We start from the raw sequence: 23,124 nt of genomic DNA, 5'->3' as shown, positions 1-23,124 counted from the left end.
CCTCGGGGCGCCCATGCTAACCAAAATGGACGCGACAGGCAGCGTCCGTGCGCTGTATCGGCGCGCTCAGGGGGCGATGATCGTGGGTAGCGAAGGTTCGCCCGATTGTGCCCAAAGCCGCTGGCGCGGGTCGAGCAGTATCTGCCTGTCGGCAAAGCGATTCGGATGGGTGTTGTCCACATAGCGCTGCACGGTCAGCAGCGCCTCGCCCTGGTTGACCAGCCGCCACTGGCGGCGTTCTTCATCGGGCAGCTCGGCCAGTTGCGATAGCCGCGCCCGGCAGGCCTGGCAATCGCTGCGCCACAGCACAAGCGGTGCGGGTACTTCGCTCGGCAGGCCGTGCGGCCTGCCGGCAATATCCACCAGTTCGACGGGGGTCGCGAGCGCGTACGGCCGGGGCGTGTGGACTGCCCGATAGCCGGTAACGAATAGCGTGCCGAGCAGCGCTGCCAGGGTGAGTGACAGGGCCGCGATGTTCATCTGTTGTCGCCACAGCCACCTGGCTGCCACCAGAGCCGCGATCACCGGCGGCAGCAGCCACACCGGTGGAGGGTCGAAAGGCATGGGATTTTTCCATCATGCGTTAGACTGACAGGGTTACAGATCTTTCAGCACGCCGGTGACCGCTTAATGACAGATTCACGTCGCGCTCGATCCTCGCGCCGCCGCGATACGCCGCGTATTCTGGCGATCACCAGCCAGGCGGTCGGCTTTATCCTGATCATACTCTTTGAGACCCTGCTTCCCGAACCGCTGATTCGTCCCGCCCAGGGCATTACCCTGGCCGTCATGCTGGCCGCAGCGTTGTGGTCCGCATTGTTGCGCCGCTATCACCGCAATCGGTCGCTGAAGCAGCGCGACCATGGATCCTGCCATGAGCACGAATGAACCCGCCGGCAAGCTGGCGCGCTGGGCCGCCCCCTGGGGCAGTGAAGGAGAGAGCGGCATGCGGCTGCTCTCGGACGGTCTGGAGGCGTTTGAGGTGCGCGCCCATCTGGCGCGTCATGCCGAATGCAGCATCGATATTCTCATCTATCAGTTCGAGGACGGTGTGACCAGTCGGGTGTTGACCGCCGAGCTGCTGGCGGCGGCAGAGCGCGGTGTCGCCGTGCGCCTGCTGGTCGATGACATCAGCGCCATTCTGATTCAGCGCATGCTGCGGGCACTGGTGACGCATCCGCGCATCGAGGTGCGCCTGTTCAATCCGGTGACCTTCTGGCGGCGCTGGTTTTGGAGCCATCAGCTGGCGATGGGGTTGACCCTGGCGCGTTCGCATCGACGCATGCACAACAAACTGTGGCTGGTGGATGATCGCCTCGGCATTACCGGCGGGCGCAACATGAGCGATGACTATTTCATCGTCAACAGCGAATACAACTTCGCCGATCTGGATATGCTGGTGGCCGGGGGCAGCGTGGTGGCGCAGATGAGGCGCTGTTTTGACGCCTACTGGCAGGGTCGGCTTGTGCGCGAGCTGGAAACGCTGGTGGCGCTTGAAGCCGACTATCAGTGGCCGCAGCTGCGCGATGAGCTGGCCCGCCTGCTGAGCGGCGAGGAGCTGGCCGACTCGCCCTGGCTGCCCATCCATCACGAAGAGGCGCGGGAGCTATCCCGGGGGCTGGGCGAGATGGTGTCGAGCGAGGGGGAGCTGCTGTGGGACCATCCCGACAAGGCAGCCAGCCGTGGCTATCCACCACTGGAGATGAGCCTGGCACCGGCGCTGGGACGTGCCATCGCTTCGGCGACATCGCACGTGCGCATTGTGTCGGCCTACTTCGTTCCCAGCGAGCGACAGGTGATCGATCTCGAAGCCCTGCTCGAGCGCGGTGTAACGGTGACGGTGCTGACCAACTCACTGGATGCCAACGACGCGCCGATCGTCAACGGCGCCTGGGCCGGCTGGCGCCAGCGCTATCTGGAGCTGGGCGCCAGCGTTCATGAGCTGCGCGAGGGGCATACCCCGCGCAAGCGCCACCGACGGCGACGCCAGCATCATTTCGGCGCGCTCGCCTCCAGCCTGCACGGCAAGTCGATCACCATCGATGACGACCGAATATTCGTGGGCTCGCTCAACATCGATCCGCGCTCCATCTGGTGGAATACCGAGATGGGACTGCTGGTGCGCCATCCCGAATTGAACGCCCAGCTCAGCCGGGTCATCGATCGCGCCCTCGAACCGGACAGCAGCTTTCGTGTCACTCTCGATGACCACGGGCTGTGCTGGACCTGCAACGACGACAAACAGCGCGAGCGTCGGTTTCGCCGCGAGCCCGGCGACTGGCCGGCCAGAGTGCAGAAATGGGTCGGGGCACTGCCCGGTGTCCGGCGTCTGCTGTGACCCCGTGGCTGTCTCATGTCCTGCCCATGGGTGAAGGCTAACGGCTGACCCTGGTAGCCTCCTCGGCCGTGCAGGCTACGTTATCGACCAGCGTCCACTGCTCCGGTGTGCCACCCTTTTCGACCGCCTCCATCAGCCTTGCGGTGGCGCGCCTGACATAGGGTTTGCCATCCGCGGCATGGGCCTTCTCGACGTCCTTCTCCAGTGCGCCGACCAGCGCCTCGACGCTGTCGTAGTCATCGAGCCACTCCAGCGCCTGACCGGCCGCTTCGGTAATGCTCTCGCCCACGCCAATAATGCCCGTCTCGCGGACCACGATGTAGCCGCTGGATTGAATTGCCATGACATTCCTCTTCTGACCGTTGCGTTATGAGCCCCTGCCGGGGCGGCGCCTTTGGTCGAGTATAGACATTGCGTTGCACAGCACGACAAGGGGCGTGCTTTCATAAGCTCGAGCAGGGGCTATCCTCTATGACAGCTCGATGTGCGCTGACGTTGCATCCTGATCGGTCGGCGGCCTCGGGCACCCTTTTAATGTTGTGACAGGGAGGTTGGCATGCTGCCACTGATCGATCGCGGCGAAGGATCGCCCGCTTTTGTAATGATGCACTTTTTCGGCAACTCGCATCGCGAGTGGCTGGAGGTCATTCCTCATCTCGAAGCCGACTATCGCTGTGTGGCGCTGGATATGCCCGGCTTTGGCGATGCCGCTCACGAAACCGACTTCGACGTGCGCTCGATGGCGGATCGCGTGGCGCAGACTATCGAGACACTGAGCCTCGACAGAGTGGTGCTGGTGGGGCACTCCTTCTCCGGCAAGGTGGCCATGCTGCTCGCCTCGCGCCGCCCGCCGTGGCTCGAGTCGCTGATCCTGGTGGCGCCGGCGCCGGCCGGACCGCAGCCGGTGAGCGATGCCGAGCGCAGTTTCCAGCAGGCCTTCGACCACAGCCGTGAACAGGCCGAGCAGTTTATCGACGGTGCCATCGCGCAACCGCTTTCGGATGAGCGCTACCGGGACGCGGTAGAGGATGCCATGCGCGCCTCGCCCGAGGCCTGGCAGGCCTGGCCGCGTGACGGCAGCCGTGAAGATTACGCTGACGAGGTGGGAGTGCTCGATTATCCCGCTATCGTCATCGTCGGCGATCGCGACCCCTCACTGCCGCCGCAGACCCAGCGTGAACGGGTGCTGGGTCAGCTTGCCGCGCCGCGTTTCGAGATCATGCCCGGGTTCGGCCACCTGCTGCCGATGGAGATGCCGGCACCGCTGGCCGGATTGATGCGCAACTTTGTCGAAAAGGGCAGCTATTGACAAAGCGTCGCGGCGCAGGGAGCGCCCATGACATTTATTCGCCCTGCGCTATAAGACCAAAGGATAAGTTCGCGGCAGTCTTCCACAAGCGTAATTAATTGTAATCACCGCAGTTTGCTGTATACAGTGGCTGCGCAAACGCCCAGGCGGACATGTTAAGGAAACGTTGAATAAATCGACGAGCGAGATGAAGCGCAAGGCGCATGGAACACAGAACACGAGACATAACATGGGGTTAGGCGAGTGTTCGAGTACCACGCAACGCAGCGATTCGCTAGCGCAGGCATTTATGCAGCGTTTCCTTAAAAACGAGACGAGAGAGGAAGCAGACATGGACTACAGAGTCGGACTGGTAGCGGCTTCATTGACACTGCTGGCGCTGAGCGGCTGTGGCGGTGGTGACGACAGCGAACAGCAAAGCGGCACCGATCAACAGAACCAGGGCAGCAGCGAGCAGCAGAGCCAGAGCGGCAGCAGCGCGCAGAGCAGCAGCGCGCAGAACGGCACCGACAGCGCCAGCAGCAGTGAAGCGGCTGAGCCGGTCCGGCTGGTGTTTGGTACCGGCGGTACCTCGGGTGCCTACTACGCGCTGGGCGGTGCGCTGAAGTCGGTATTCGAACAGAGCCCGCTGGTCAGCAACGTCCAGGTGGTGTCGACCGGCGCTTCGGTACAGAACATCCAGAATATCCAGGATGGCCTTAACCAGCTTGCGATCGTCATGAGCGACGTCGCCTACGACGCCCTCAACGGCCAGAATCACTTTGAGGGCAATGCCGCTGATATTACCGCTATTGCCGGCCTCTATCCCAACGTGGTGCAGGTGGTGGCGATGGATGGCAGCGACATCAACAGCATCAGCGATCTGGCCGGCAAGCGTGTGGGCGTAGGGCAGGTAGGCTCCGGCGTGGAAGCCAGTGCCAGAATCGTAATGGAATCTGCTGGCCTCGAGTACAGCGATCTCGCTCGCGTCAGCCACACCGGCTATGCCGACAGCGTCACCGAGATGAGCAATGGCAATCTCGATGCCGCCTTCTTCACCTCCGGCGTGCCCAACAGCAACATCACCGGCCTGATGCAGAGCAGTAATATTCATTTCGTTGAAATCGACGGCGATACGGCCGAACAGCTGATGGCCGATTATCCCTACTATCAGACCTACGAAATCCCCGCCGGTGCGCCCGAGCGTTACAACCTGGACGAAGCGGTGGATACCGTGTCGATTCGCAACCTGCTGATCGCCCCGGCCTCGATGCGTAACGATGTCGCCGAGCAGCTGGCCCAGCGTTTCGAAGAGTATCTTGGCTCCGAGCAGGTCGCGGTTGGCGCGCTGCGCGAGATCGATCCGGCCAGCCTCGATCAGAACCTGATTCTGCCGGTACATCCGGGGGCGGCGATGTTCTATGAGCAGATGCACAGCCAGGGCTCGACAGGCGACTCCGGCAGCGGTGACACACAGAGCAATGGCAGCAGCGATACGCAAGGCAGCGGTAGCTGATCCAGACCGTGCAGCAGCGGCGCGTGCGACCGGCGGTCATTGTGGTGCTGGTCGCACTTCTGGCAGGACTGTGCTGGCCGCTGCCGTGGCTGACGCTGGGCGTACTGCAGACGGACAATAGCGTTGCACTGCGCTGGGCCTTTCCGGGCGGCGAGGGCACCGGGTTTGCACTACGCTGGCAGCACTCCGTGGAGCGTGAGGACTGGATTGAATACTTCCGTCTTGTCCCCGGCGGGACACGGCTGGTGGCCACGCGCTTTCGCACTTTCGGTGCCGGCGTACCGGACAGCATCGGCAGCGCCACGCGCATCGACAATGGCTGGGTCGTTATGGCAGGAATCGACAGGCGTGTCGATCCGCTGCTGGTACAGGCCGCTTCGCAGGAGCACTATCGTCTGCTCTATGCCGGGCGGCGCTTTGATATGGCATCGCTCGGCAGCGCTCCAATACTGCGCATACAGCAGCAGCGGCGACCACTGCTGTGGGCGGCGTCGGCATTATGGCGCCCCTGGTGGCACTGGATACAACGCGGGCAGTTGCCACCGAAAGTTGAAAAGGGAATTATGACATGGTGAACAAAAGCCAGTCGGTGAACGAAGAGACCACCTCCGGGGCCTCCTCACCACTCGGTCTAAGCGGCAAGGGCGAAGCGATCGACCCGGGGATGCTGGAGAAATATGATCGCGAAAGTGCCATCCGCCACAGTCTGCCGGCGTTTTTTGCCCGTCTGGTCACCATCATTGGGGTACTGCTGGCGATCTTTCATCTGTATACCTCCACCGCCGGGCCGCTGATCGATATCAGGCAGCGCAGCATTCACCTTTATACCCTGCTGGCGCTGGCTTTTGTGCTCTATCCCTTCAGTCGCAAGGGCGCCCGCGACCGGGTGCCGCTGCGCGACAGCGTACTGGCCCTGCTGGCGCTGGCTATTGGCGTCTATATGCTGTTTTCCGCCGACCGTATCATTCTCTCGGCGGGGCGTATCTCCAATTTCGATATGGCGGTGGGCATCGTCGCCATACTGCTGGTGCTGGATGCAACCCGGCGTGCCACCGGTTGGGGGCTGACGCTGCTGGCGACCGCCTTTTTGATCTACGGTATCTACGCCCGGCTCTCCTTCTATCCTGATCTCAACAGCAATATCCTGCTGGCCATCGGCCGTCAGCTGATCTCGCATCTGGTCTATATCACCGAGGGGCTGCTGGGCTCGGCGATCGCGGTATCGGCCAGCTATATTATTCTGTTTATCCTTTTTGGCGCCTTTCTCGGCAAGTCCGGGCTGGGGCAACTCTTCAACGATCTCGCGCTGGCCGTAGCGGGGCACTCTCGCGGCGGTCCGGCCAAGGTGGCGGTGATCGCCAGTGGCTTTCTGGGCTCGATCAACGGTTCGGCGATCGCCAATGTGGTGACCACCGGCGCCTTTACCATTCCGCTGATGAAAAAGACCGGCTACCGACCCAACTTCGCCGGTGCGGTCGAGGCGGCAGCCAGCGTGGGCGGGCAGATTCTGCCGCCCATCATGGGCGCTGCCGCCTTCATCATGGCGGAGGTGCTGTCGGTACCCTATACCCAGGTGATGCTGGCCGGCATCATTCCGGCGCTGCTGTTCTATCTGGGGGTGCTGATTCAGGTGCACCTGCGCGCCCTGCGCAACGGCCTCAAGGGCATCCCCCGCTCGGAGCTGACGCCGGTGCGTGCGGTGATGCTGGAGCGCGGCCATCTGCTGATTCCCATGGCAGTGCTGATCTGGCTGCTGGCGGACGGTCGGGCGCCGTTTTTTGCCGCCTTCTGGTCGATCGCGGCGACCGTCCTGATCTGCGGCACCCGCCGCGTGGTCATCGGTCTGGCGATCATCCTGCTGGCGCTGGTGTTCGAGCCGCAGCTGCAGGGTCTGCTGCGCGGTAGTGTAGTGCCGTCGGTGCCGGATTCACGCTGGTCGCTGCTGGGCGTGATCGCGGTGCCGATTATTATCAACGCACTGCGCGCCTGGCGCGGTCTGGTAGCCGAGAAGATGGACGTCAAGGACTGTATCGACGCCATGGAAGGGGGCGTGCGCAACGCCATTCCGGTGGCAGTGGCCTGCGGCGCGGTAGGTATTATCGTCGGCGTGGCGACGCTTACCGGCATTGCGCTGGAAGCCGCCGACGCGGTGGTAGCGATGGGCTCGCACATTCCCAGCCCGATGATTCAGCTGATGGTCACGCTGCTGCTGACCATGATCGCTTCGATCGTACTGGGTATGGGGCTGCCCAGCATTCCCACCTACATCATCACCAGCACCATGGCAGCGCCGATTCTGCTCAATCTGCCGCTGTTCCGTGAACTTTCGGGCAGCAGCGATACGGCGGTGTTCGTCGCTCACATGTTCGTCTTCTACTTCGGCATTTTCGCCAACCTGACGCCGCCGGTAGCGCTTGCCGCCTACGCCGGTGCCGGTATCAGCGGCGGGTCACCCAATGCCACCGGCTTCCAGGCGATGAAGCTGGCGATCGCCGGTTTCGTGGTGCCCTTCATGTTCGTCTTCGCCCATGAAATGCTGATGATCGATACCACCCTGGCCAACATCTCGGTGGTGCTGGTGACCAGCGTGGTGGGCGTGACGCTGCTGGCAGTGGCGGCCGAGGGCTATCTGTGGACGAAGGTGTCGCTGCCGATGCGGGTACTGTCCGGCGCTGGTGCGCTGATGCTGATCTTCCCCGGCTTCATCAGCGATCTGGCCGGTGCCGTGATTGCCGTGGTGGTATTCCTCGGCAACCGCGCTGCGGGCGCAAAGGGCGACAGCGCCCGGGCCGCCTGAGCCCGGCAGGGGCGGCGTTCAGTGCCGCCCCTGCCATACATCGGCAAGGATCTCGTAGCTGCGCAGCCGGTCGGCGTTGCTGTAGAAGTCCGAGTTGACCATGATTTCGTCGGCGCCGGTGCGCTCGATAAAACCTTCCAGTTCCGTTTTCAGTGTCTCCGGCCCACCGACAATCGAGGCCCCCAGGTTATTGGCGATTGCCGCCTGCTCCTGAGGGCTCCAGTCCATCTCCTCCACCGGTGGCGCCAGCTTGATGCGTCGGCCACGAATCAGCGATAGAAACTTCTGTTGCTGCGTGGTGGCGTGATACCGCGCCAGCTCGTCGTTTTCCGCCGCGACCAGCGGTATGCCGACCATGACGTAAGGGCGCTCCAGCACCTGTGAGGGGCGGAAGTTATCGCGGTAGAGCCGGAGGGCTTCCATCATGTAGCCCGGTGCGAACTGGCCGGCGAAAGCGAACGGCAGGCCCATCTGTGCCGCCAACTGGGCGCTGTAGCCGCTTGAGCCGAGCAGCCAGATCGGCACATGGGTGCCCTGGCCGGGCCAGGCCTGTACCCGCTGGAGAGGATCGCTGTCGCCGAGATATCCCTGCAGCGCGGCCACCTGCTGTGGAAAGTCGTTGACGCCACTCATCGGGTCGCGGCCCAGCGCGCGCACGGTAACGCCGTCCGTGCCGGGAGCGCGGCCCAGGCCCAGATCGATACGGTCGGGATAGAGCGTCGCAAGGGTGCCGAACTGCTCGGCAACCACCAGCGGCGAATGATTGGGCAGCATGATGCCGCCGGAGCCCACTCTCAGCGTCGAGGTGGCGCCGGCGACATGGCCGATCAGCACCGAGGTAGCCGCGCTGGCAATGCCCTCGGCGTTATGGTGCTCGGCGAGCCAGAAACGGTGGTAGCCCAGCGCCTCGACGCGACGCGCAAGGCTTGTGGTGTTGTCGAACGTCTCGGCGATCGATCCGCCCTGACGAACGGGGGCAAGATCGAGCACGGAGAGACGTACATCGGCGAGTCGAGACATGAGAACCTCTGACGGCTGAAAGGGATGAGCCTGTCCAATAAGGGTATTAATGTTAGCAGGCTTATAATACAGCAGGTCCGGGCGAGCGTGGAGAGATTCAAGGCCATTCGGGGCGCGCTGTTCTCGAAAGGCGTGGGGCAGGACAGCAGCCGAGAGACGACAGCGCCGGCTCGTGGCCGGCGCTGCGAGGTGTTTCAGGAAAGAAGAGGGCTTGCTGGCGGAGAAGTCGAGCGATCAGCCGTGCGCGCTACGTCGTACTTCGAACTCTCCTTCCAGCACCTGATGGGGATGATTGCCCGATCGCGCACTTTCGCCGTCAAAGGTCTGCCCCTGGCGTTCAGCGCGCTTTTTCATGCGATGGCGAATCAGCGGCATCATTGCCCAGCCCAGCAGCACAAAAAATAGCGCCAGCAGCGTTCCCATCATCAGCATGAAGGCGAACACCATCCAGGCGCCGAGCATCTTCAGGGTGCCGGGACGTTCGGTCGCGCGAGCACGCGACTTCATCTGTTCAGCCATTCGCCAGGCAGCGTTATAGCTCTGGTCTGCCATATGCACTCCTTGAAGGTAGCGACCGTAGAGACATTGCGATAACTCTGACAATAGCGTCTATGGAAGGTTCTGCCCAACAAAAAATGCTGGCTTAAGGCTGGATAATGGCCTTGTGTGCTGCACCGACGCCGAGGGGCCTGACGCCCGGCGAGCATTGCCGGGCATACAGGAGCGCCGCGATGGCTCGCAATGAAGCCCCGAGCCGGGCCTGGCGGATCAGCTGGAGCGGCGCGAGGAGAAGTTGCCGAAACGGCGATGGAACTGGGCGGCACGACCTTCACTGCTGGCCTGGCGCTGCTGGCCGGTGTAGAAGGGGTGCGACGCCGAAGAGATATCGAGGCGAACCAGCGGGAAGGTTTCGCCGTCGAGCTCGATGGTCTCGCTGGTGGAAACCGTCGAGGGGATTCTGAAATGGGTGTCCGCGTTGGTGTCGTGAAAAACGACCGTGCGGTATTCGGGATGAATGCCTGATTTCATGGCGCGCTCCGGAAAAAGGGTGTTGGCCGAATTTAATGGGCGGGTATGATGCGCCAGCATCGTTTTTTTTTCAACCTTTGCAGTCGCCGCGACCGGGGAGTCAGGAATACAGGTATGTGTAACACAGGGCACAGAGTCGAGCGGACGTTAATGGCGGTACTGCTGATGGTACTGATGCTGGCGGTCGGGACGCAGACGACACGGGCGTCGGCACTGTCCATGCCGGGCAGCGGCGGCTCCGGACAGCAGGAGCAGATCTCGGATCAGGAGATGAGTGCTGCTCTCGGCCAGCTGATCACAACGCTTGAAAACAGTGACCAGCGCAGCGCGCTGCTGCAGGAGTTGCGCCATCTGCGCGACGCCAGTCAGGCGCGCGCCGACGGCGAGAGCAGCGTCGAGGGTGGCGGGTTGCTGGGGGTTCTGGCGGCCACCTTCGGCGAGCTGGCCGGTCAGCAGGGCGAGGGGCGCAGCCTGCTGACGCGCTGGCAGCATGGCGGGCACGAGGCGATGGTGGATATCGCCTCGCTGAGCGATAGTCTGGACAGCGGGGTCGCGCTGCTGCGCGATTTCACGCTCACCCTGCTCGCGCAGCTGGGCCTGGGGATGCTCTTCTTTGCGCTGATTCGCTCTCTTGCCTGGCGCTATGGGGTGGCCATGACACTGCCCGAACAGCCCGGCGCGCTGACCCTGTTGCGCTACTGTCTGCGCCGGGTGCTGCCCACCGGGCTGGCACTGGGGCTGGTGCTGCTGGGCGTTTTCCGGCTGGGAGCCTCGCCGGGCATGCTGCTGGCCACTACCCTGGGTTGGGCGGCGCTGTGCGGCATGCTGTTCGCCTCGATCTGTGAGGTGGTTTTCTCGCTCTTCTCATGGGGGCATCGGCGCGTTGCCCTGCGCCGCCTGCGTCAGCGTGGCGCCTGGCCGCTGTTCTGGATCGGCGCCGTCGCGGCATTGGGGGATGCGTTTACCTCGTCGCAGCTGCGCGAATCACTGGGTAGCGGGCTGACCGATTTTGCCGCCGGCATCGCCAATCTGCTGGCGGTCCTGCTGACCGGGCTGTTCGTGATCCGTTTTCGGCGTCCGGTGCGCCATCTGATTCGCAATCGCCCCTGGGCGCAGCGCCGTGAAGGGGGCGCCGTCGGGGAGCTGTTGCGGGTGCTGGGTGGACTCTGGCACGTGCCGGCACTGCTGCTGGTGGCGGTGTCGCTGATCGCGGTGCTGACCTACAGCGGCGATGTGCGCTCGATCCTTGCCCGCGCGCTGTTTACCGCAGCGTTGATGGTGATCGCGCTGATTGCCACCGGGCTGCTCAAGCGCAGCGCGCGTCAGCCGCCGCGTCGGTCGCGGCGCTCGCTTTATGTGCGGCGTCTGTCGCGCTTTGGCACCGTGCTGCTGCATCTGCTGTGCTGGACCCTCTTTGCGCAGCTGGCGGCACTCAGCTGGGGCTTTTCGCTGCTGCCTCTGGACGGCGACGACGGCCTGGGTGAACGGATCGCGCGGCCGCTGCTCAGCATCGGCCTGACGATTCTGATCAGCTGGCTGGTGTGGATCATGGTGGATACCGCCATTCACCGCGCCATGACCTCCACATCGCGTTCCCAGCGCGGTCGGGCACGTCGCGCCCGAGCAGAGACCATCACGCCACTTCTACGCAACGTGGTGTTTGTCACCATTTTCGTGATCGGGGCGATCGCGGCGCTGGCCAATCTCGGCGTCAACGTCACACCGCTGCTGGCCGGTGCCGGTGTGATCGGCCTGGCGATCGGTTTCGGCGCCCAGACGCTGGTGCAGGATCTGATTACCGGGGTGTTTATTCTTGTCGAGGATACCCTGGCGATCGACGACTTCGTCGATGTCGGCGGCAATATGGGTACGGTGGAGAAGCTCAGCCTGCGCACCGTACGCCTGCGCGATCTGGACGGCATCGTCCATTCGGTGCCCTTCAGCCAGATCAAGTCGGTGCAGAACTACTCCCGTGAGTTCGGCTACGCCCTGCTGCGCATTCGTGTGCCGTGGAACATGACCATCGACTACGCCCAGCAAATGATCGAGGAGATCGCCGAAGAGATGCGCAGCGATCCGCTGTATCGCTTTCGTATCTGGTCGCCGCTGCAGATGCAGGGGGTCGAAAGCTTTACCGAAGGGGCGGCAATCGTGCGAGCGCAGTTTCGCACCGCGCCGGTAACCCAGTGGGAGATCACACGAGAATTCCAGTTGCGTCTCAAAAGGCGCATGGACAACGAAGGCTTTGAGCTGGCGGCGCCGCGTATGAGCGTGCGGCTGGAGGAGTATGGGCGATCGCCTCGTGGCGGTGACGACAGCGACGGTGACCACGCACTGGCACCCTGAAAGGTGCCAGTGCGCGGTTGAAATCGACCGCGATACCCGCCAGATCTCGAATAAGGATCGCGTAAAGCGCTATCGTGTCAGCGACGATGAGCATGTCGTGGAGCGCAAAAGTCGCTATCCTGACCCTATGCGTTGACGTTGCAGGGCTCACTTCTGTAATGCGCCCTGCAACCTGAAACACCAGTTTCATGTGGTCCGGTCGAGGTTGTGGCGAACGGACCGCCTTGTTCAATACCGAACCGACAGGGAGTGATCCATGGCCAGTCAGCTGGAATCTCTGAAGACGCTTTCCAAAGTCGTCGCCGATACCGGCGATCTTGAAGCGATCAAGAAATACGAGCCGCAGGACTCCACCACCAATCCTTCGCTGCTGCTCAAGGCCTTCGATCTGCAGGGCTATCAGGAGCTGATCGACTCGACGCTTGCCGAGGTCAAAAAGGAGACCGAGGGGCAGAGCCGCGAAGCCCGACTCGCGCATGCGGTCGATCGCCTGTCAGTGGTGGTCGGCACTGAAATCACGAAACTGGTTCCCGGGCTTGTCTCCACCGAAGTGGCGTCGAAGCTCTCCTTCGATCGCGAAGCCAGTATCGAGAAGGCGCGCAAGCTGATCGAGCTGTATGAAAAGGCCGGTGTCGGCCGTGATCGCATTCTGATCAAGCTGGCTTCCACCTGGGAGGGCATTCGCGCCGCCGAGCAGCTGCAGCAGGAGGGCATCAACTGCAACCTGACGCTGCTGTTCAGCGACGCTCAGGCGCGCGCCTGCTTCGAGGCCGGGGTATTTCTGATCTCGCCCTTCGTGGGTCGCGTCACCGACTGGTACAAGGCAAACGACGGCGTCGACCACTATGCGCCGGATGACGATCCGGGTGTGAAATTCGTGCGCGGCGTTGCCGACTATGCCAACCGCTACGGCTATGAAACCGTGGTGATGGGGGCGAGCTTCCGCAATACCGACCAGATCAAGGCACTGGCCGGCTGCAACCGCCTGACCATCTCGCCGGCACTGCTCGAGGAGCTGGCCTCCAGCGATGGTGAAGTCGAGCGTCAGCTGACCGATAACGCCACCAGCGGCGGCAAGGGCGAAAAGCGCCCCGAGAAGATGACCGAGGCCGAGTTTCGCTGGGAGCACAACCAGGATGCCATGGCCAACGACAAGCTGGCCGAGGGGATCCGCAAGTTCGCCGAGGATCAGGAGAAGCTCGAGGGGCTGATCGAAAAGCGCTTCTGAGTGCGCAAAGCCGTGAAAAATCGGGCCGGCCCGGCATGGGCCGGCTTTTTTTTATGCATGATTCACAGGGATAAACCATGACGGCGCGATCGCAGCACGATATCTCGGGAGTGGACATCGAGGAGGCCGTCGTCGAAATGGCGCGTGCCATGATGACGTCCGGCCGCCGTCGGCTGCTGGGCATCGTGGGGCCGCCCGGCGCCGGCAAATCGAGCATCGGCGAGATGCTGGGAGCGCGGCTGGACAATACGATGCAGGTCGTACCGATGGATGGTTTTCACCTCTCCAATCGCCAACTGACGCGATTGGGGCGCGCTGAGCGCAAGGGGGCACCGGATACCTTCGATGTGCAGGGCTATGTGGCACTGCTGTCGCGACTCAGGGACGCCCGACAGAGTGACACCATCTACGCGCCGGACTTCTATCGTGAACTCGAGGAGCCCATTGCCGCCAGTATCGCGGTACCGTCCGCTACCGCACTGGTGATCACCGAGGGCAATTACCTGCTGCTGGAGGAGCCGCCCTGGTCGGAGGTGCGCAAGCTGCTGGATGAGGTCTGGTATCTCGATGTCGACACCGAGCGGCGTGAGCAGTGGCTGGTCGAGCGTCATAGGCGCTTTGGCCGCAGCGCGGATCAGGCGCACGCCTGGCTGGCCGCCACCGATCGCCCCAACGCCGAACGTATCGAGGCGACCCGGCACCTGGCTGACCGCCAGCTCTATTGGGATGGCCGGCTTATACGCCTTACAGATCGATAAAGCGCCTCTGCTGGCGGAACAAACCCTCGTTTGTCAGACAGATTTTCTGATCAGTTCAAACCATGATCAAGAAATCTCACTCCCCTGCTTCAGTGATGTCACCAGGGCATTCGCAAGGAATGTCCTCGGCGGCGGCCTTCCATTGAGATAATTTCTTTGTATTTCATAAAGTTATAGACATAAATGTGCTTTCGTTCGGTGCCGTCCGCTACTCGGCACGGTGGAAAAATGTGCTCATAGAACTAAAGGATTAAGGAATTTGACGCAAAAAAGGGGCATCGTGTGCAAAATATGATTGTAAAAAATCAAAAATGATTGAGAAAGCTCTATTTGGAGTGCCCCATGAGCGATAAGAGTCGTCACACCAGAATTGAGTCATTGTTGATGGAGCGCCCCTTCGTCTCCGTCAATGAGTTGACCGATATGCTGGGCGTCTCTGCAGCAACCGTCCGCCGCGATATCGACAAGCTTGATGATTTGGGCAAGGTGCAGAAGGTCTATGGGGGTATCGCGGCGGTGGAATCGCCCCACCAGCATCGCGCTGTAGCGCTTCCCTTCTCTGACAATCGCGACATTGCAGTAGATGCTAAAAAAGCGATTGCCCGTGAAGCGGGAAAGCTTGTACGTGAAGGCAGCCTGATCGTCGTTCATGCAGGATCGACCTGCTTTCATTTCGGTGTGCACGTGGGTAATTGGAACCTGCGCATTCTGACACATTCGATGCCACTTGCTGCCTATCTCTCCGAATTCGGCCGTTGCCAATTAACGGTAGGCAGTGGCGATCTGCATCGCGACCCCGGCATTCTTTATGACCCCAACCGTGAAATCTCGACCTTTTACGCCTCTCAGTTCTTTGTCGGGGCATTGGGCATAGGTCCCCAGGGCATTCTCGAATCGCATCCCCTGCTGGTGCACTTTGTCCAGCATTTTTCCGAGCGCGTAAACGAAGTCGTATTGTTGGTGGATAGTCGAAAATTCAAGGAAGCACCGCCACTCGTTGCGCTACCGCTAAGGCGAGTGGCTCATCTGATAACCGATGATGGTCTTGAGGATGTAGAAGCAAAGATGCTGGAAGATCAGGGGGTTCGCTATACGGTTGCCGAGAACGGCAGGGAGAAAGAGCTATGAGCGATCGACCACTTCTGGAAATGTGTCAGATTTCCAAAACCTTTGGTGGGGTGAAAGCGCTTTCGAACATATCGCTGAATGTTGCCGCTGGAGAAGTGCACGCTCTGATGGGGGAAAATGGTGCCGGGAAATCGACCCTGATGAAAATTCTCTCCGGTGCGCTCTCTCCTGATAGTGGCGGCAGGATATCAGTGGCAGGGAGCGCACTGCCTACAGGTAATACGCGTGCCTCGCGTAATTATGGTATTGCCGTCATTTATCAGGAGTTGTCGCTGGCGCCTAATCTTACAGCGGCCCAGAATATATTTCTGGGTGCCGAGAAAGCCAAGGCAGGTATGCTTAAAAATTCTCTGATGCATAAGTCTGCACAATTAATTCTCGAGAGGCTGGAAGTTGATTTTGATGCCGGCGTCCAGGTGAACCGGCTATCACTGGGCCAACGGCAAATGGTAGAAATTGCAAGAGCCTTGTCCACCAATGCCCGTATTATTGTGATGGACGAACCCACAACGTCATTGTCGGGGAAAGAGACAGAAAAGCTTTTTGATGTAATTGAATCTCTAAAATCCGAGGGGATTGCCATTATTTATATTTCGCATCGGATGGATGAAGTTTATAGATTATCTGATCGTTGCTCTGTGCTGCGTGATGGTGCCTATGTCGGCACACTTGATAAAGCTGATGTTAATGCGGAAAAACTGGTATCGATGATGGTGGGGCGTGACATATCATCCTTTTATCAAAAGGTGCATCATGCTTTTGGAGAAAAAAAGGATGTTGTGTTGCGTGTCGAGGAACTTGCCGATAAAGGGAAAGTCAAGGGATGCTCTTTTGAAGTCTGTCGTGGAGAGGTTCTGGGGATTGCAGGCCTCGTCGGGTCAGGTCGAACAGAGCTTTTGCGCTTGATCTATGGTGCAGACTATATAGCTCGGGGCCGCATCATTATTGATGGTCAAGTGGTGAACCCGAAATCGCCACGCGAAGCCCTGGAAAAAGGTATTGTCTACCTTACAGAAGACCGCAAGGGGTTGGGGCTTTTCCTGGATATGAGTATCTCGGAAAACGTTAATATAGCTGTTGCAGAAAAGGATGCGTATCCCGGTGGTGTACGCCAATTCAGAATGGCGACACTCAGGGCAAAAAGAGCGATTGATCATTTCGCTATTCGAACTTCTTCAATAAGGCAGAAGGTGAGCACTCTCTCGGGAGGCAACCAACAGAAGGTTCTTTTTGCGCGTTTACTGGAGGTTAATCCTAAAATCTTGCTGCTTGATGAACCTACTCGGGGTGTCGATGTGGGTGCCAAGTCGGAAATATATCGTCTTATCGATGAGCTGGCCGAGCATGGCCTCGCAGTAGTGGTGGTATCAAGCGAGTTGCCCGAAATCATTGGTATTGCGGATCGTTGCATTGTAATGCGTGAAGGCGAAATAGCCGGTGAAGTGGCGTCATCGCCCGATAAAGTGATGACACAGGAAGAGTTGATGACTTTCGCTACGGGTGCAGGCTACTCCTCTTCAACAAAAATGGAAGTGTTCCAGGATAAGGAGACTATGGCATGAGCGATACCGTACGCCTTCAGGATTCATCCAGGCAAGTTGCGAAAATGAAATCTGTCGTTACGGCGCTGGGTATGCTACCAGTACTTGTGCTGCTTGCCGTCGCTTTTCAAATGATGACGGGCAATTTTCTTACGGCTAATAACCTTTCTATTGTGATGCAGCAAGCTTCCATTAACATTGTGCTGGCTGCCGGCATGACATTTGTCATTTTAACAAGCGGCATTGATCTTTCGGTAGGCTCGATACTGGCTGCTTCAGCTATTGCGGCTGTCCAGGCTTCTCTATGGCCCGGACTTGGCTTGTTGGGAGTTCCTGTCGGGATTCTGGTGGGGTTGGCATTTGGTTTGGTTAATGGTGTGTTGATTGCTTTTTTCAAACTGCCACCTTTTATTGTAACGCTTGGCGCGCTGACAACCGTAAGGGGGGTCGCCCGCTTAATGGGGGAAGATACGACCGTTTTTAATTCTGATTTGCCTTTTGCCATTATTGGTAATGGTGACATTCTGGGCATTCCCTGGCTGGCGATAATTGCTATCGCCGTTGTTTTACTGTCCTGGTTCGTGTTGAGGGGCACAGTATTGGGCACCTGGATATATGCCACAGGGGGTAATCATGAGGCGGCGCGGTTAGCCGGTATAAAGGTCTGGCTTGTACTGCTTTTTGCCTATGGGATTTCGGGATTGTTTGCGGGACTGGGTGGTGTAATGTCAGCGGCGCGGTTATACGCTGCCAATGGCTTGCAGCTCGGGCAAGCATATGAACTTGATGCTATCGCTGCGGTTATTTTGGGAGGCACAAGTCTGGTCGGTGGTGTGGGGTCAATCTGGGGAACTCTGATTGGTGCTCTGATTATTGCTGTCCTGTCCAATGGGCTTATATTGGTTGGTGTCTCAGATATATGGCAATTCATTATCAAAGGTATGGTTATCATACTTGCTGTGGCGTTGGATCGCTATCGGCTGAAGAGTGGTGCCGGAAGCTGATTAAGATGTTATGAGTTGGAAAATTGGATCAATGAAGTAAACAGGAGAAATGTCATGTATAGAAAACTCGCTGCTGTTCTCTGTGCTGTTACCTTTGCCGTAACATCCGGAGTCGCTATGGCGCAGGAAAAGCAATTGGAGAAAGTGGGTATTTCAGTTGCTTTGCTGGGGAACCCTTTCTTTGTTGCCACAATAAAAGGCATTACTAATGCGGCCAAAGAAATTAATCCTGAGGTTAAAATAACTTCGGTGTCGGCGGATTATGACCTTAACAAGCAGGTGAATCAGATAGACAATTTCATTGCGTCTGGCGTAGATGTCATCATGCTTAATGCGGTCGATGAAAGCGCCATTGCTCCGGCTGTACAGCGTGCCAAAAATGCCGGTATTGTTGTCGCTGCTTTTGACGTTTCGGCTCCCGGCGCAGAAGTTACTGTGATGACGGATAACGTGGCCGCTGGCCGTATGGCATGTCAGTACATCGTCGACGCCTTGAACGGAAAAGGGAATGTGGCAATTATCAAAGGCCCCTCCTCATCGTCGCTGAATGATCGCTTCAAGGGTTGTACGGAAGTTTTTGCTAAGAACAGCAATATTGATGTTCTTTCAGACGACCAGAATGGCCAGGGCAGTCGCGATGGCGGTCTCAACGTTATGCAGGGCCTGTTGACACGTTACAACAATCTGGATGCTGTATTCGGTGCCAATGATCCAATGGCATTGGGAGCACAATTGGCCGCGCGGCAGTTTGGTCGTGATAATATCATTATCACAGGCGTCGATGGCGCCCCGGATACGGTTCAATCCCTTGAGTCGGGTAATGCGCTTATCAAGGCAACAGCCAGTCAGGACCCATATGTTATGGCGGGAAAGGCAATGAAACTCGCCTATCAGATTTTTGAGGGTAACTCGCCCGAGCAGGCAAAAATATTAATCGAGCCAAAGCTTATTACGGCTCAAAATGTTGGTGATTATGTGGGCTGGACAGACCGCTGAGCCTATGAGCGCTCTCTGAAGAGGGGGCGCTCCTCTCACTAATCTTGTAGAGAACTATTGATATGTCGATCCTCGATCTAAAACAGGCCGTTCTGGAAGCTAATCTGGACACTGTTCGCGATGGGCTTGTCATGGCCACCTTTGGTAATGCGAGTGGAATCGATCGAGCCAGCGGTCAGGTTGTTATCAAGCCCTCGGGCGTTTCCTATGACACTATGACATCCGAGGATATGGTGGCGGTACGTCTGGATGGTACAAGGGTTGACCACCATCTTCGGCCTTCTTCGGATCTTGATACACATCTTGTGCTTTATCGTGCTTTTGAAGGCATTGGCAGTGTGATTCATACTCATTCCACCTATGCCACTATTTACGCTCAGGCCCTCGTTCCTATCCCTTGTCTCGGAACAACACATGCAGATTATTTTTGTGGCGAGATTCCTGTAACGCGCTATCTACGCGCTGATGAACTGGGTGAACATTATGTAGCCGCGACGGGGGAGGCGATTGTGGAAGCCCTGAAGGGACGTGATCCGATGGCAATTCCAGCGATCCTGGTGGCGGGACACGGCCCCTTTGTATGGGGAGCGACTCCCAAAAGTGCTGCCCTTAATGCTCTGATACTCGAAGAGTGCGCGCGGATGGCCTGGTTTACCAGGCAGCTTAATCCCGACATTACGGCTATTCCGGATGCATTGCGCGATCGACATTTTTTCCGCAAGCATGGTAACAGTGCGACCTACGGCCAGGAGAAAGTAGTATGACACTGGTCGCTGGAGCCGATTTTGGCACGCTAAGTGTGCGCGTGACGATTATGGAGACCAGCACGGGGGAAAGCGTTGGCACTGCGATAGCCGAGTATCCGCTCAAGCGCTCGCCCAGCGATCCCTTGTGTGCCCAACAAAGCCATCGGGATCATATGGACGCTCTGGTATCGGCGATGCACAAGGCCTGCCGTGATGGCAATGTTGACGGAAAGACTATAGCGGCGCTGGCTGCCGATACTACCGGTTCGAGCGTTGTTATGGTGGATAAGTATCTACACCCGCTTGATGACTACTACCTGTGGTGTGATCACCGTGCCCATGCCGAGGCCGCTGAAATAACGGCACTTGGGCGCAAGGAAGGGTTGGAAGCGCTGAAGTGGTGTGGCGGGACTTATTCACATGAGTGGGGTTATGCCAAGCTTCTGCATTTCCTGCGGACACAGCCTGACAAGCGCGACCGTTTTTATACGGCTCTGGAACATTGTGACATGGTGGTCGCAACGCTCTGTGGTCTGAGTGCACGAGATGTGCTTCCACGCTCGATATGTGGCATGGGTCATAAATGGATGTGGGGCGAGGCCTGGGGCGGCTTGCCATCTCAGGATTTTCTTTGCCGTGTTGATCCATTATTGAATGGCATTAACGACAGGTTGAGTGGTCGCTATGGGCACTCCACTGAAGTAGCCGGTCATCTTGCTTGTGAGTGGGCGGAAGAATTGGGGCTCACAGCGGGCATTCCCATACCTTTCGGTGCATTTGATAGTCATTGGGATGCTATCGGTAGTGGTTGCCATTATGGTGATATTGTCAATGTGGTCGGCACCTCAACATGTATTATTGCCATGGGGAGTGAGTCGATGTCACCAGTGCCGGGTATCTGTGGCGCTGTCCCTGGTAGTGTTCTTCCAGGCGTGATGGGCGTGGAGGCGGGACAGTCGGCGACCGGTGATATTTTTGAAGCGATAGCCCGTCGAGCCGGGTCGTCTCCTTCCGAACTTTGCAGAGGTCTGGAAGCGCGACGTCCAGGTCAAACCGGCATGCTTCGCCTTGTCTGGGATAATGGTGATCGCACGGTGCTGGTCCGTTCCGATCTTGCAGGCGTCACGCTGGGTTGGGATCTCGGTCACACTGCTGTCGACGAGATGCATGCCGCCCTGGAGGGAATGGCGATGCATGTACGTATCATTCATGAGCGGATGGCAGCGCATGGTCTCGATATCCACAGGGTGATCAACGGCGGTGGTATACCTCGGAAAAATCGACCACTGAACCAGATTTATGCCGACATGCTGGGCGTTGATGTTTACGTGCCGGATCGCTCTCCCACCGGCGTGGGAGCCTGTATTTTCGCTGCCATGGCCGCAGGGCTATTCGACTCGATAGAGGCTGCACAGGCGAGGCTGTGTCCCCCATTGAGCAAGGTGGTTCCCAACCCTTCGTTTAATGAAGCGCGGGAGAAACTTTATGCGCTGTTCTGCGAACTCTATTTCGGTTTTGGCGAAGGCCAATACGTCGATCTCGCTTCGGTTCTGCCCCGCTTGAGAGCCTTTCGCCTTGATTCACATCATTGAGTTTCGCGCTATTCAAAGAGCGCCACACGGGCGCTCTTGTTGTTTGTAGCAGAGGCCTGACCTCAGTAGGAGGCGCGACGGTAGTGGCGATAGCGCGGTAGCCAGAAGTTATCGTCGATCGCTTTCTCGATGGTGGCGTCGTCGGTCTCCAGCGCCACGCCGTCCTGCTGGGCGCGTTTGGCGACTGCGATGGCGATTTTGCGGCTGACCTGCTGAATGTCGGCCAGCGGCGGCAGCACCGCGCCCTTGCCGTCGATTGCTACCGGCGAACAGTCAGCCAGCGCTCGCGCCGCCGACATCAGCATGCCGTCGGTAATCCGCGAAGCTTGCACGGTGATCGCGCCCAGCCCCACGCCGGGGAAGATGTAGGCGTTGTTGCACTGAGCGATGGGTATTTTACGCTCGCCCAGCGAAACCGGCTTGAAGGGGCTTCCGGTAGAGACCAGCGCCTTGCCGTCGGTCCACTCGAGAATCTCCCGCGGGGTCGCCTCGACCCGTGACGTGGGGTTGGAGAGCGGCATCACCAGCGGCTCTTCGCAGTTTGACTGCATGGTCCTGATCACTTCTTCGGTGAACAGACCACGCTGGCCGGAGACGCCGATCAGGACCGTGGGTTTGGCGTTGCGTACCACATCGATGAGAGCGAGATCGCCGTCGCCGGTATCCCAGTCGGCGAGGTCGGCGCGCTTTTGCACCAGTTTGCGCTGGAAGTTGACCAGATTCGACATATCGTCGGTCAGCAGCCCGTAGCGGTCGACCATGAAGACCCGCTTGCGCGCCTCGGCTTCGGAGATGCCCTCTTCCTGCATGGCGAGAATGATCTGCTCGGCGATGCCCGCGCCCGCCGAACCGGCGCCGACGAAGGTGATGGTCTGTTCGGAGAGCTTTTCGTTTTTCGCCTTGCAGGCGGCGAACAGGGTGCCCAGTGCCACCGAAGCGGTGCCCTGGATATCGTCGTTGAAACAGCACACCTCGTCGCGATAGCGCTCCAGCAGCGGCATGGCGTTGGCCTGGGCGAAATCCTCGAACTGGATGATGGCGTTTGGCCAGCGTTTGCGGATGCCCTGGACGCAGCGGTCGACGAAGTCGTAGTAGTCATCACCGGTGACGCGCTCATGGCGCCAGCCCATGTACATGGGATCGTCGAGCAGGTCGTCGTTGTTGGTGCCCACATCCAGCACGATCGGCATGGTGTAGGCGGGGCTGATGCCGCCACAGGCGGTGTAGAGCGACAGCTTGCCGATGGGAATGCCCATGCCGCCGATGCCCTGGTCACCGAGACCCAGGATGCGTTCGCTGTCGGTGATCACCACCACCTTGACGTTGTCCTTGGTGGCGCTGTGCAGGATATCGGTGATGTGGTCGCGATGGTCGTAGGAGATGAACAGGCCGCGGTGGGAACGATAGATCTGTGAAAAGGCCTGACACGCCTCGCCCACCGTGGGGGTGTAGATGATCGGCAGCATCTCTTCGAGATGATCTTCCAGCAGGCGGAAGAACAGCGTTTCGTTGCTGTCCTGGATCGAGCGCAGATAGATGTGACGGTCGAGATCGCTGCCCTGCTGTTCGTACTGGCGGTAGGCGCGGTCGGCCTGCTCCTCGATGGTTTCGATATTTTGCGGCAGGAGCCCGAGCAGATTGAACTGGATACGCTCCTCGAGCGAAAAGGCGCTGTCCTTGTTGAGCAGCGGTGTCTCCAGCAGGGTTGGGCCCGAGTGAACGATATAGAGCGGACGAGAGGGGTTTTGTGACATCTGCAGGACTCGCTTTGGACAGTGAGAGGAGACCGATTGCGCT

General features: G+C 59.2%; 21 protein-coding genes. 15 read left to right on the top strand and 6 right to left on the bottom strand.

All coding sequences use genetic code 11. The features are described 5' to 3' along the window. Window positions 1-66: 66 nt before the first annotated feature. Window positions 67-564 carry a thioredoxin domain-containing protein gene (locus H146_RS0108285; protein ID WP_019951413.1) on the bottom strand — a complete coding sequence of 166 codons (498 nt, stop codon included), beginning with the start codon at window positions 562-564 and terminating at the stop codon, window positions 67-69. A 66-nt stretch (window positions 565-630) separates the two neighbouring features. On the opposite strand from H146_RS0108285, the gene H146_RS0108280 reads away from it, so the two are divergent. Both H146_RS0108280 and H146_RS0108275 read left to right on the top strand, forming a co-directional pair. After that, the gene (locus H146_RS0108280) at window positions 631-888 is read left to right on the top strand and encodes a hypothetical protein (protein ID WP_019951412.1); all 258 of its coding nucleotides are present in this window, start codon (window positions 631-633) and stop codon (window positions 886-888) included. Beyond that, the gene (locus H146_RS0108275) at window positions 875-2,338 is read left to right on the top strand and encodes a phospholipase D-like domain-containing protein (protein WP_019951411.1); all 1,464 of its coding nucleotides are present in this window, start codon (window positions 875-877) and stop codon (window positions 2,336-2,338) included. The genes H146_RS0108280 and H146_RS0108275 overlap by 14 nt, the downstream gene beginning before the upstream one ends. Window positions 2,339-2,375: 37 nt before the next feature. On the opposite strand, the gene H146_RS0108270 is transcribed toward H146_RS0108275, so the two are convergent. Beyond that, window positions 2,376-2,681, bottom strand: a complete 306-nt coding sequence (locus tag H146_RS0108270; RefSeq protein ID WP_019951410.1) for a hypothetical protein — start codon at window positions 2,679-2,681, stop codon at window positions 2,376-2,378. A gap of 213 nt (window positions 2,682-2,894) precedes the next feature. Between H146_RS0108270 and H146_RS18910 the strand changes: the two genes are divergently transcribed. From H146_RS18910 to H146_RS0108250, 4 genes are all read left to right on the top strand, one after another. Continuing rightward, the gene (locus tag H146_RS18910) at window positions 2,895-3,647 is read left to right on the top strand and encodes an alpha/beta fold hydrolase (protein WP_019951409.1); all 753 of its coding nucleotides are present in this window, start codon (window positions 2,895-2,897) and stop codon (window positions 3,645-3,647) included. Between the two features lie 331 nt (window positions 3,648-3,978). Continuing rightward, entirely contained in the window at window positions 3,979-5,142 is a 1,164-nt protein-coding gene (locus H146_RS0108260; RefSeq protein WP_019951408.1) for a TAXI family TRAP transporter solute-binding subunit, read from the top strand. 8 nt (window positions 5,143-5,150) lie between these two features. Further along, entirely contained in the window at window positions 5,151-5,717 is a 567-nt protein-coding gene (locus H146_RS0108255; protein ID WP_019951407.1) for a DUF1850 domain-containing protein, read from the top strand. Continuing rightward, window positions 5,711-7,939 carry a TRAP transporter permease gene (locus H146_RS0108250; RefSeq protein WP_019951406.1) on the top strand — a complete coding sequence of 743 codons (2,229 nt, stop codon included), beginning with the start codon at window positions 5,711-5,713 and terminating at the stop codon, window positions 7,937-7,939. Before H146_RS0108255 ends, H146_RS0108250 begins: the two co-directional genes overlap by 7 nt. Before the next feature lie 18 nt (window positions 7,940-7,957). Here H146_RS0108250 and H146_RS0108245 read toward each other — a convergent pair whose 3' ends face one another. From H146_RS0108245 to H146_RS0108235, 3 genes are all read right to left on the bottom strand, one after another. Then, window positions 7,958-8,959 carry an LLM class flavin-dependent oxidoreductase gene (locus H146_RS0108245; protein WP_019951405.1) on the bottom strand — a complete coding sequence of 334 codons (1,002 nt, stop codon included), beginning with the start codon at window positions 8,957-8,959 and terminating at the stop codon, window positions 7,958-7,960. Between the two features lie 234 nt (window positions 8,960-9,193). Then, complete coding sequence (locus tag H146_RS0108240) at window positions 9,194-9,511, bottom strand: hypothetical protein (protein WP_019951404.1); 318 nt, start codon at window positions 9,509-9,511, stop codon at window positions 9,194-9,196. A gap of 216 nt (window positions 9,512-9,727) precedes the next feature. Then, window positions 9,728-9,988, bottom strand: a complete 261-nt coding sequence (locus tag H146_RS0108235) for a type B 50S ribosomal protein L31 (RefSeq protein WP_019951403.1) — start codon at window positions 9,986-9,988, stop codon at window positions 9,728-9,730. 114 nt (window positions 9,989-10,102) lie between these two features. Between H146_RS0108235 and H146_RS18905 the strand changes: the two genes are divergently transcribed. The 9 genes from H146_RS18905 (at window position 10,103) to H146_RS18900 (ending at window position 21,327) form a co-directional block, all read left to right on the top strand. After that, a complete protein-coding gene (locus tag H146_RS18905; protein WP_169433466.1) occupies window positions 10,103-12,334 on the top strand; it encodes a mechanosensitive ion channel family protein in 2,232 nt (743 codons plus the stop codon). A 256-nt stretch (window positions 12,335-12,590) separates the two neighbouring features. Further along, window positions 12,591-13,562, top strand: coding sequence for a transaldolase (tal, locus tag H146_RS0108225; protein WP_019951401.1), 972 nt, complete (start codon window positions 12,591-12,593; stop codon window positions 13,560-13,562). A gap of 77 nt (window positions 13,563-13,639) precedes the next feature. Continuing rightward, window positions 13,640-14,320: a nucleoside/nucleotide kinase family protein gene (locus tag H146_RS0108220; RefSeq protein ID WP_019951400.1), complete on the top strand. Its 681-nt coding sequence runs from the start codon at window positions 13,640-13,642 to the stop codon at window positions 14,318-14,320. 342 nt (window positions 14,321-14,662) lie between these two features. Next, window positions 14,663-15,448, top strand: a complete 786-nt coding sequence (locus H146_RS0108215; RefSeq protein WP_019951399.1) for a DeoR/GlpR family DNA-binding transcription regulator — start codon at window positions 14,663-14,665, stop codon at window positions 15,446-15,448. Next, a complete protein-coding gene (locus H146_RS0108210) occupies window positions 15,445-17,010 on the top strand; it encodes a sugar ABC transporter ATP-binding protein (protein ID WP_019951398.1) in 1,566 nt (521 codons plus the stop codon). Before H146_RS0108215 ends, H146_RS0108210 begins: the two co-directional genes overlap by 4 nt. Next, window positions 17,007-17,993, top strand: coding sequence for an ABC transporter permease subunit (locus tag H146_RS0108205; RefSeq protein WP_019951397.1), 987 nt, complete (start codon window positions 17,007-17,009; stop codon window positions 17,991-17,993). The genes H146_RS0108210 and H146_RS0108205 overlap by 4 nt, the downstream gene beginning before the upstream one ends. A 54-nt stretch (window positions 17,994-18,047) precedes the next feature. Further along, a complete protein-coding gene (locus tag H146_RS0108200; protein ID WP_026351846.1) occupies window positions 18,048-18,989 on the top strand; it encodes an ABC transporter substrate-binding protein in 942 nt (313 codons plus the stop codon). A 62-nt stretch (window positions 18,990-19,051) separates the two neighbouring features. Next, complete coding sequence (gene araD / locus H146_RS20675) at window positions 19,052-19,753, top strand: L-ribulose-5-phosphate 4-epimerase AraD (protein ID WP_083920819.1); 702 nt, start codon at window positions 19,052-19,054, stop codon at window positions 19,751-19,753. Next, window positions 19,750-21,327 carry a ribulokinase gene (locus tag H146_RS18900; RefSeq protein ID WP_033195584.1) on the top strand — a complete coding sequence of 526 codons (1,578 nt, stop codon included), beginning with the start codon at window positions 19,750-19,752 and terminating at the stop codon, window positions 21,325-21,327. The genes araD and H146_RS18900 overlap by 4 nt, the downstream gene beginning before the upstream one ends. A 62-nt stretch (window positions 21,328-21,389) precedes the next feature. Here the strand turns inward: H146_RS18900 and H146_RS0108180 are convergent, their stop codons facing one another. Continuing rightward, on the bottom strand, window positions 21,390-23,081 hold the full coding sequence (locus H146_RS0108180) for an NAD-dependent malic enzyme (RefSeq protein ID WP_019951392.1): 1,692 nt from the start codon (window positions 23,079-23,081) through the stop codon (window positions 21,390-21,392). Window positions 23,082-23,124: the final 43 nt, after the last annotated feature.

Origin of the sequence: Kushneria aurantia DSM 21353 (assembly GCF_000382245.1) — a bacterium.
Taxonomy (GTDB): Bacteria; Pseudomonadota; Gammaproteobacteria; order Pseudomonadales; family Halomonadaceae; genus Kushneria; species Kushneria aurantia.
This window is presented reverse-complemented; position numbering and strand designations above follow the sequence as displayed.